Source organism: Aquabacterium sp. UBA2148, from assembly GCF_002328915.1.
Classification (GTDB): domain Bacteria; phylum Pseudomonadota; class Gammaproteobacteria; order Burkholderiales; family Burkholderiaceae_C; genus Aquabacterium; species Aquabacterium parvum.
Genome location: NZ_DCXA01000072.1, coordinates 1 through 5,720, shown reverse-complemented (window position 1 = coordinate 5,720; position 5,720 = coordinate 1). Strand labels below are relative to the sequence as shown.

At 69.7% G+C, this 5,720-nt stretch carries 6 protein-coding genes; 5 read left to right on the top strand and 1 reads right to left on the bottom strand.

The window, feature by feature from the left end:
• From B2W70_RS03860 to B2W70_RS03845, 4 genes are all read left to right on the top strand, one after another.
• A partial coding sequence (locus B2W70_RS03860) for a hypothetical protein (RefSeq protein WP_286743039.1) occupies window positions 1-851 on the top strand: 851 nt, incomplete at its 5' end.
• Between the two features lie 145 nt (window positions 852-996).
• Window positions 997-2,262, top strand: a complete 1,266-nt coding sequence (locus B2W70_RS03855; protein WP_286743036.1) for an AMP-binding protein — start codon at window positions 997-999, stop codon at window positions 2,260-2,262.
• Window positions 2,249-2,830: a nicotinamide riboside transporter PnuC gene (gene pnuC, locus B2W70_RS03850; RefSeq protein ID WP_286743034.1), complete on the top strand. Its 582-nt coding sequence runs from the start codon at window positions 2,249-2,251 to the stop codon at window positions 2,828-2,830. The genes B2W70_RS03855 and pnuC overlap by 14 nt, the downstream gene beginning before the upstream one ends.
• The gene (locus B2W70_RS03845; RefSeq protein ID WP_286743033.1) at window positions 2,827-3,927 is read left to right on the top strand and encodes an AAA family ATPase; all 1,101 of its coding nucleotides are present in this window, start codon (window positions 2,827-2,829) and stop codon (window positions 3,925-3,927) included. The genes pnuC and B2W70_RS03845 overlap by 4 nt, the downstream gene beginning before the upstream one ends.
• Before the next feature lie 193 nt (window positions 3,928-4,120).
• Here B2W70_RS03845 and B2W70_RS03840 read toward each other — a convergent pair whose 3' ends face one another.
• Window positions 4,121-4,747: a sigma-70 family RNA polymerase sigma factor gene (locus B2W70_RS03840; protein WP_286743031.1), complete on the bottom strand. Its 627-nt coding sequence runs from the start codon at window positions 4,745-4,747 to the stop codon at window positions 4,121-4,123.
• Between the two features lie 62 nt (window positions 4,748-4,809).
• Here B2W70_RS03840 and B2W70_RS03835 point away from each other — a divergent pair.
• Window positions 4,810-5,720 (top strand): CPBP family intramembrane glutamic endopeptidase (locus B2W70_RS03835; protein ID WP_286743029.1); only part of this gene is annotated, 911 nt, incomplete at its 3' end.

Sequence of the window (5,720 nt, the reverse complement as noted above, 5' to 3'; positions counted from 1 at the left end):
GGCTGGGTGGCGTGTCCGCCGACCCCGACCGTGCCCCCGAACGCCGCATGCAGGTCATCGGCGCGCTGGTGCTGCTGCTGACCGTCTGGCTGGCGCCGATCGCGGCCGATCGCTGGCAAGCCAGTGCCCCCATCGTGCAAGAGGCGTGCTGGTGGCTGAGCAGCCTGAGCCAGTCGCTGCAGTCGAGCACGGTGGCGCTGCCACTGTCGGTCATCGCAGGCCTGAGCCTTTTCACGCTGGCCAATCACCCTGTCATGCCGCGCCCGGCGAGCTGGCTGGCCTGGCTGGGCAGCGCCTCTTTCGCGCTGGCCTTGTTGCACCAGGTGGGCGCGCTGGTGATCGCGAACAGCTTCGACGCCCCGGTGTGGGTGTTCGCCATCGGCTTCGTGGCGCTGCCGTTTCAGATGCGCGAGAACGCGATCTACGTCGCTGGCCCGCTCTGGCTGGTCTGCGTCAGCGCGCTGACCCACCTCGGGCTGAACACGGTCATGCCCGAGGTCGCGCCGCTGGGCTGGTGGCTGCTGGGCTCGCTGTCCATCGGCCTGCCCGTGTGGTTCGTGTGGCTGCAACGCCTGGATGCGATCGCCCGCTTCGACCGACAGCAAGAGGCCGCGCGCGAACTCAAGGCCCATGAAGACGAGCTGGCGTCAGAAGAGGCTCAAGCGGCCGCAGCGGCCTTGGCCGACATCCTGGGCGCAGCGGAAGACGCCACCGAGCCCGAACCGCACGAGACCCCTCTCGCCCGCAAGCGCCGCTTGCGCCGAGAAGCCCGCGCCCGTCAACACGCCCTGGAGGCGCACCTGGACAGCCCCGAGGCCCAGGAAGGCGCCGACAAGTACACCCGCGAGTGAGCCCGTGCGCGCGCCGGTCCCGTCCTCGACCTCGGCTGACTGGCAGGCCCTGACCTCGCCGCGCCGGCTGCCTGGCTTGAGCGCTCACGGGCAGGCCATGCTGCGGCGGCTTCGCGAGCACCCAGCGGCCCCTTGCTTCCGAGACATGAGCGGTCACCGACTCGGCGCCAGCCTGCGCTGGCAGGCCCTTTGCCGACAGCCGTGGCTGCTGCATGCCCCGGTGTCCAGCGGCACGCCCCCTGCCTGGGTCTGGCCGTGGCTGCTGGCCAACCGGCACAACGTGGCCGACTGGCCCGATTGGCGCACCCTGTCACGCGGCTGGCACCACGTCCGCACCACCTGCCGCGCCGACCTGTCGAGCCACCTGATCCGACATGTCTCGCGTCGGCACGTGCAGCGGCCCGGCGCCGACTCGCCCCTGCTGTGTTTCAGCACCAGCGGCACCACCGGCCACCCTTTGCGGGTGCCGTCGAGCCCGCTGGCTGCGGCCGCCTACGCCGTCCTGCACGAACGGGCGCTGCGCCTGCACGGCGTGCGCACGCAGGCCGGTCGCGGCGACGTCGGCATCGTGCTGGTCGGGTTTCAGCAACGCTGTTTCACCTATGTGTCGGTCAACCCCATGCGGGGCGAATGCGGCCTGGCGAAGGTGAACCTCCACCCCGGTGAATGGCGCCAACCCGCCGACCGGGCCGCCTACCTCGATGCCATGGCCCCCGAGCTCATCTCGGGCGACCCGGTCTCGCTCAGCGAGCTGGCGACACTGGCGCTGCGGCATCGCCCCCGAGCGATGCTGTCGACGTCGATGGCGATGAGCGAGGGCCTGCGGTCCCGCCTGTCCGCGCACTTCGGCTGCCCCGTCGTCGACCTGTATTCCATGAACGAAGCCGGGCCCATCGCGGCACACGTGCCCGAGGTCGATGCCTTCGTGTTGCTGCAACCTGGCCTGCACGTGGAGGTGCTCGACGACAAAGGCCGACCGGTGCCAACAGGCGAGCGCGGCGAGGTCACGCTCACCGGCGGCATCAACCCCTGCCTGCCGCTGCTGCGCTACCGCACTGGCGACCACGCCCGGCTGGTGTGGTCGCCCCTGGGCCCGGCCCTGCGCGACCTGCAGGGCCGCCCGCCGGTCAGCTTTCAGCATGCCGACGGGAGCTGGGTCAACAACGTGGAGTTGAGCCAGCGCCTGCGCCACCTCGACCTGCAGCGCCACGCCCTGCACCAGCACACCGACCGATCGCTGGTGCTGAGGCTGCAAAGCGGTGCCCCCGACATCGCCGCGGTGCACACCACCATCCGGCAGCTCCTGCGGGAGCTGCTGGGCGAGCTGCCTTTGCGCATCGAAGCCCTCGAGGCCGAAGACAAAGTCCGCCAGTACACCAGTGACCTGAAGCCGCCCCATGTCCTGGCCTGACTCGCTCGCCCTGCTGGAATGGTCGGCCACGCTGACGACCGCGCTGTGCGTGGTGCTGGCCGCCAGGCGGCACATCGCCACCTGGCCCGTGGGCATCGTCGGCAGCGCCTTGTACATGCGGCTGTTCCACGACACCCAGCTCTACGCTGACGCCACGCTGCAGCTGTTCTTCATCGGCACGGGCCTTTGGGGCTGGCGAGCCTGGCTCAGGCAGGCGCATGCCAGCGCCGCGCACGCCCCGCACGCCACACCTCGGCTGGACCTGAGTCATTGGCTGATGCTGCTGGTGCTGGGCCTGGGCGTGACGATCGCCTACGGTGCGCTGCTGGCGCACTGGACCCAGGCCTACGCGCCCTTCTGGGACTCGGCTGTGCTGGCCACCAGCGTGATCGCGCAATGGCTGCTCATGCAGGGCCGGCGCGAAACCTGGCCGTGCTGGATCCTGGTCAACACCCTCTCGGTACCGCTCTACCTGAGCCGAGGGCTGCACATCACCGCCGTGCTCTACGCCTTGCTGTGGCTCAACGCCTGGCATGGCTGGTGGGTGTGGCGCAGGCCAAGCTCATGAACACCTCGGCAAGCCACCGACTGGGCCTCGTGGTCGGCAAGTTCTCGCCCCTGCATCTGGGCCATGAGCACGTCATCGGCCGGGCGCAGCAGGCCTGCGAGCAGGTGCTCGTGCTCGGCTACAGCCAACCCAGCTTCGCGGGTTGCGAACGCGCGCGCCGCGAGGCCTGGGTGCAGCGGCGCTTTCCGGGCGTCATCAACATCCAGATCGATGACGACTGGGTGCGAGCGCGCTGCGCCGAGCGGGGACTGCCCTGGCGCCCCATGCCCGACAACCTCGCCAGCGACGAGGCCCAACAGGACTGGTTGGCCTGGCTGCTCGACGGCCCCATCGGCCTGCGCCCTGACGCCATGTTTGCCAGCGAGCCCTACCTCGGGCCCACGTGCGAACGGCTGGCACGCACCTGGGCTCAGCCCGTCACGCCGGTGAGCGTCGACCCCCATCGGGCGCGCCACCCCATCAGCGCGCGCACATTGCGCCAGGACGTCCACGCCCACCGCACATGGCTGCACGCCGACGTCTACCGCGACTTCGTGCAGCGCGTGGTCCTGCTGGGTGGCGAGTCCAGCGGCAAGACCACCCTGGCCGAGGCGCTGGCACAAGCGGAAGGCACGGTGTGGGTGCCCGAGCACGGTCGCGATCGTTGGCTGGCTTGCGGTGGCCAACTCACGCTGCAAGACCTCGTTGACATCGCCCAAACCCAGGTCGCACACGAAGAAGCACGGCTGTCCCAGGCACACCGCTGGCTGGTGTGCGACACCTCACCGCTGACAACATGGGGCTACGCGGGCTGGATGTTCCAGCAGCAGCCGCCCGAGCTGACCCAGGCGGCCATGCGCCGCTACGACCTGATCGTGCTGTGCGAGCCCGACTTCGGCTTCGTGCAGGACGGCACGCGACGCGGTGCCGACTTCCAGCGCGAGCAACACGCCTGGTACGAAGCGCAACTGCTCCAGCGGACCGAGCCCGTGCTGCGGGTGGGCGGACCCCTGGCTCAGCGGGTGGCACAGGTTCAGGCTGCCCTGGCAGAACTGAGCCAGCGTGGTGTTCAGCCCGGCGACCCGGCAGAGCCGCCAGACCCGCCAGAACCGTCCTGATCCGGTGGGTCATCGGGGCGCATCAGCCGATCTCGGTGCGCCGAGAGGATGTCATCGAGCACGCGGTCGTTGCGCTCAAAAGCCCGGCATCGCCTGCAGACCCAGCGGTGCTGCCCGGCCTGCAGGCGCGTGAGCCAACCCGAATCGTCCAGCTCTCCCGATGCCACCAGGTCCGTGAAACGGCGACAACTGATCATTGCTCGCCCCCGTCGAACCAGTTCTGCGTCAGGCACACCTGCAGCTGCTTGCGCGCACGGCTCATGCACTGCCAGTAGTCGGTCTTGCTCATGCCCAGCGTGGCGCAGATTTCATCGGCCTCGCACTCGAGCAGCTCTTTCATGCTGAAAACACGCGCCGGCTTGCTGGGCAATTTGTGCACGCAGGCGTCGACCACCGCGAAGAACTGATCCGACGCCAGCATGCCCTCGGGGGACTGCCACAGCGAGGGCTCGACCCCGGGGTGCCAGTGCCCCTTGTCGTCGAACAGGGCCTCGTCCAGGTCGCTCGACACCAACTCGCTGACAGGCTGCTCACGCCGATAACGCTGGCGCAGCCGATCGGTGATCTTGTGCTTGAGGATGCCGAACAGGTAGCTGCGCGGCTCGAGCACCGGGGGCGCATCGGCCGAAGCCGCCAGCGCAGCAGCCAGGGCCTCCTGCACGGCGTCCTCGGCATCTTCCTTGGGCTGGATGTGGAGTTGTGCGAAGCGCAGCATGGGCGTGCGCCACCGACGGGCCCAATCTGCCACGTTGTCGGCCACGTTGTCCGCCACATGGGCGGCCACGGGATCGCTGCGACGCTGGGAGGGGGGCTGTGCCATGCGCGGATTCAACCACGAACTGCCGCACCAGGCTTCTTGATCGGGCCCCACAATCGCCCCCCATGCCACCCTCACTGCCCTTCATCGCGCTCGGACTTGCCGGTCTGGCCTGGTGGTTTCAAGCACCCAGGCCCGATGCGCTGGGTCACCTTGCGCCGAGCCCGGCTCTGCCAAGTTGGTGGGGCCGCATCGGCCTGCCCACCTGGGCGCTGTGCTGGGTGGCTGCGGCGATCCTGGGCGGGTGCAGCGGTTTGCTGGATGCCTTGGGCATGACCGCCGTGGCCGCCTGCATCGGCCTGTCCTGCTGGGGGGCGCACGCCGCGATGCACGGGCCTGAGGGCGCTGCGCCGCGCTGGATGCCCTGGGCCGTTGGGGCCTTCGCGCTGGCCCTGGCGCTGCACGCCGTGCCAGGCTTTCACAACCCGCTCGTGCTCGACGGCGTCCGATGGCGGCCGGGTGATCCGGCCTTTGCCCTGAGGGCCTCGTTCGACAAGGCCAACGCGGGATTGATGCTGCTGGTGACGGTGGTAGCGCGTGGACGACCGCTGGTTTGGCGTGGGGGCCCCTCGCTCACCACCTTGGCCATCGCCTGCCTGACCCCGGCTCTGACGCTGGGACTGGGCTGGGCCTGGGGCCTGACCGAGCCAGCGTGGCGCTGGCCCCGCGTGCCCGGCCATGCCATGGCGGTGCCACTTTTTCTGCTCCTCAACCTGCTGGTCACCTGCCTGGCCGAAGAGGCATTTTTCAGGGGGCTGCTGCAGAGCGCCTTGATGAAACGGTTGTCGCCGAGCGGCTGGGGTGGCCGCTGGTGCGCCGTGGCACTGCCCGCCACCCTGTTTGGTCTGGTCCACCTGGCGGGCGGGCCGAAGATGGCCGCCCTGGCCACGATCGTCGGCCTGGGCAGCGGCTGGGTTTTCGCTCGCACCGGCCGCATCGAGACCGCGGTGTTGACCCATTTCAGCGTCAACGCGGC

What these genes read in the sequence shown, in the direction of transcription:
- B2W70_RS03855 (WP_286743036.1), top strand. Translation starts at nt 997, where the DNA reads ATGAGCGGTCACCGACTCGGCGCCAGCCTGCGCTGGCAGGCCCTTTGC.
- B2W70_RS03840 (WP_286743031.1), bottom strand. Translation starts at nt 4,747, where the DNA reads ATGGCACAGCCCCCCTCCCAGCGTCGCAGCGATCCCGTGGCCGCCCAT.
- pnuC (WP_286743034.1), top strand. Translation starts at nt 2,249, where the DNA reads ATGTCCTGGCCTGACTCGCTCGCCCTGCTGGAATGGTCGGCCACGCTG.
- B2W70_RS03845 (WP_286743033.1), top strand. Translation starts at nt 2,827, where the DNA reads ATGAACACCTCGGCAAGCCACCGACTGGGCCTCGTGGTCGGCAAGTTC.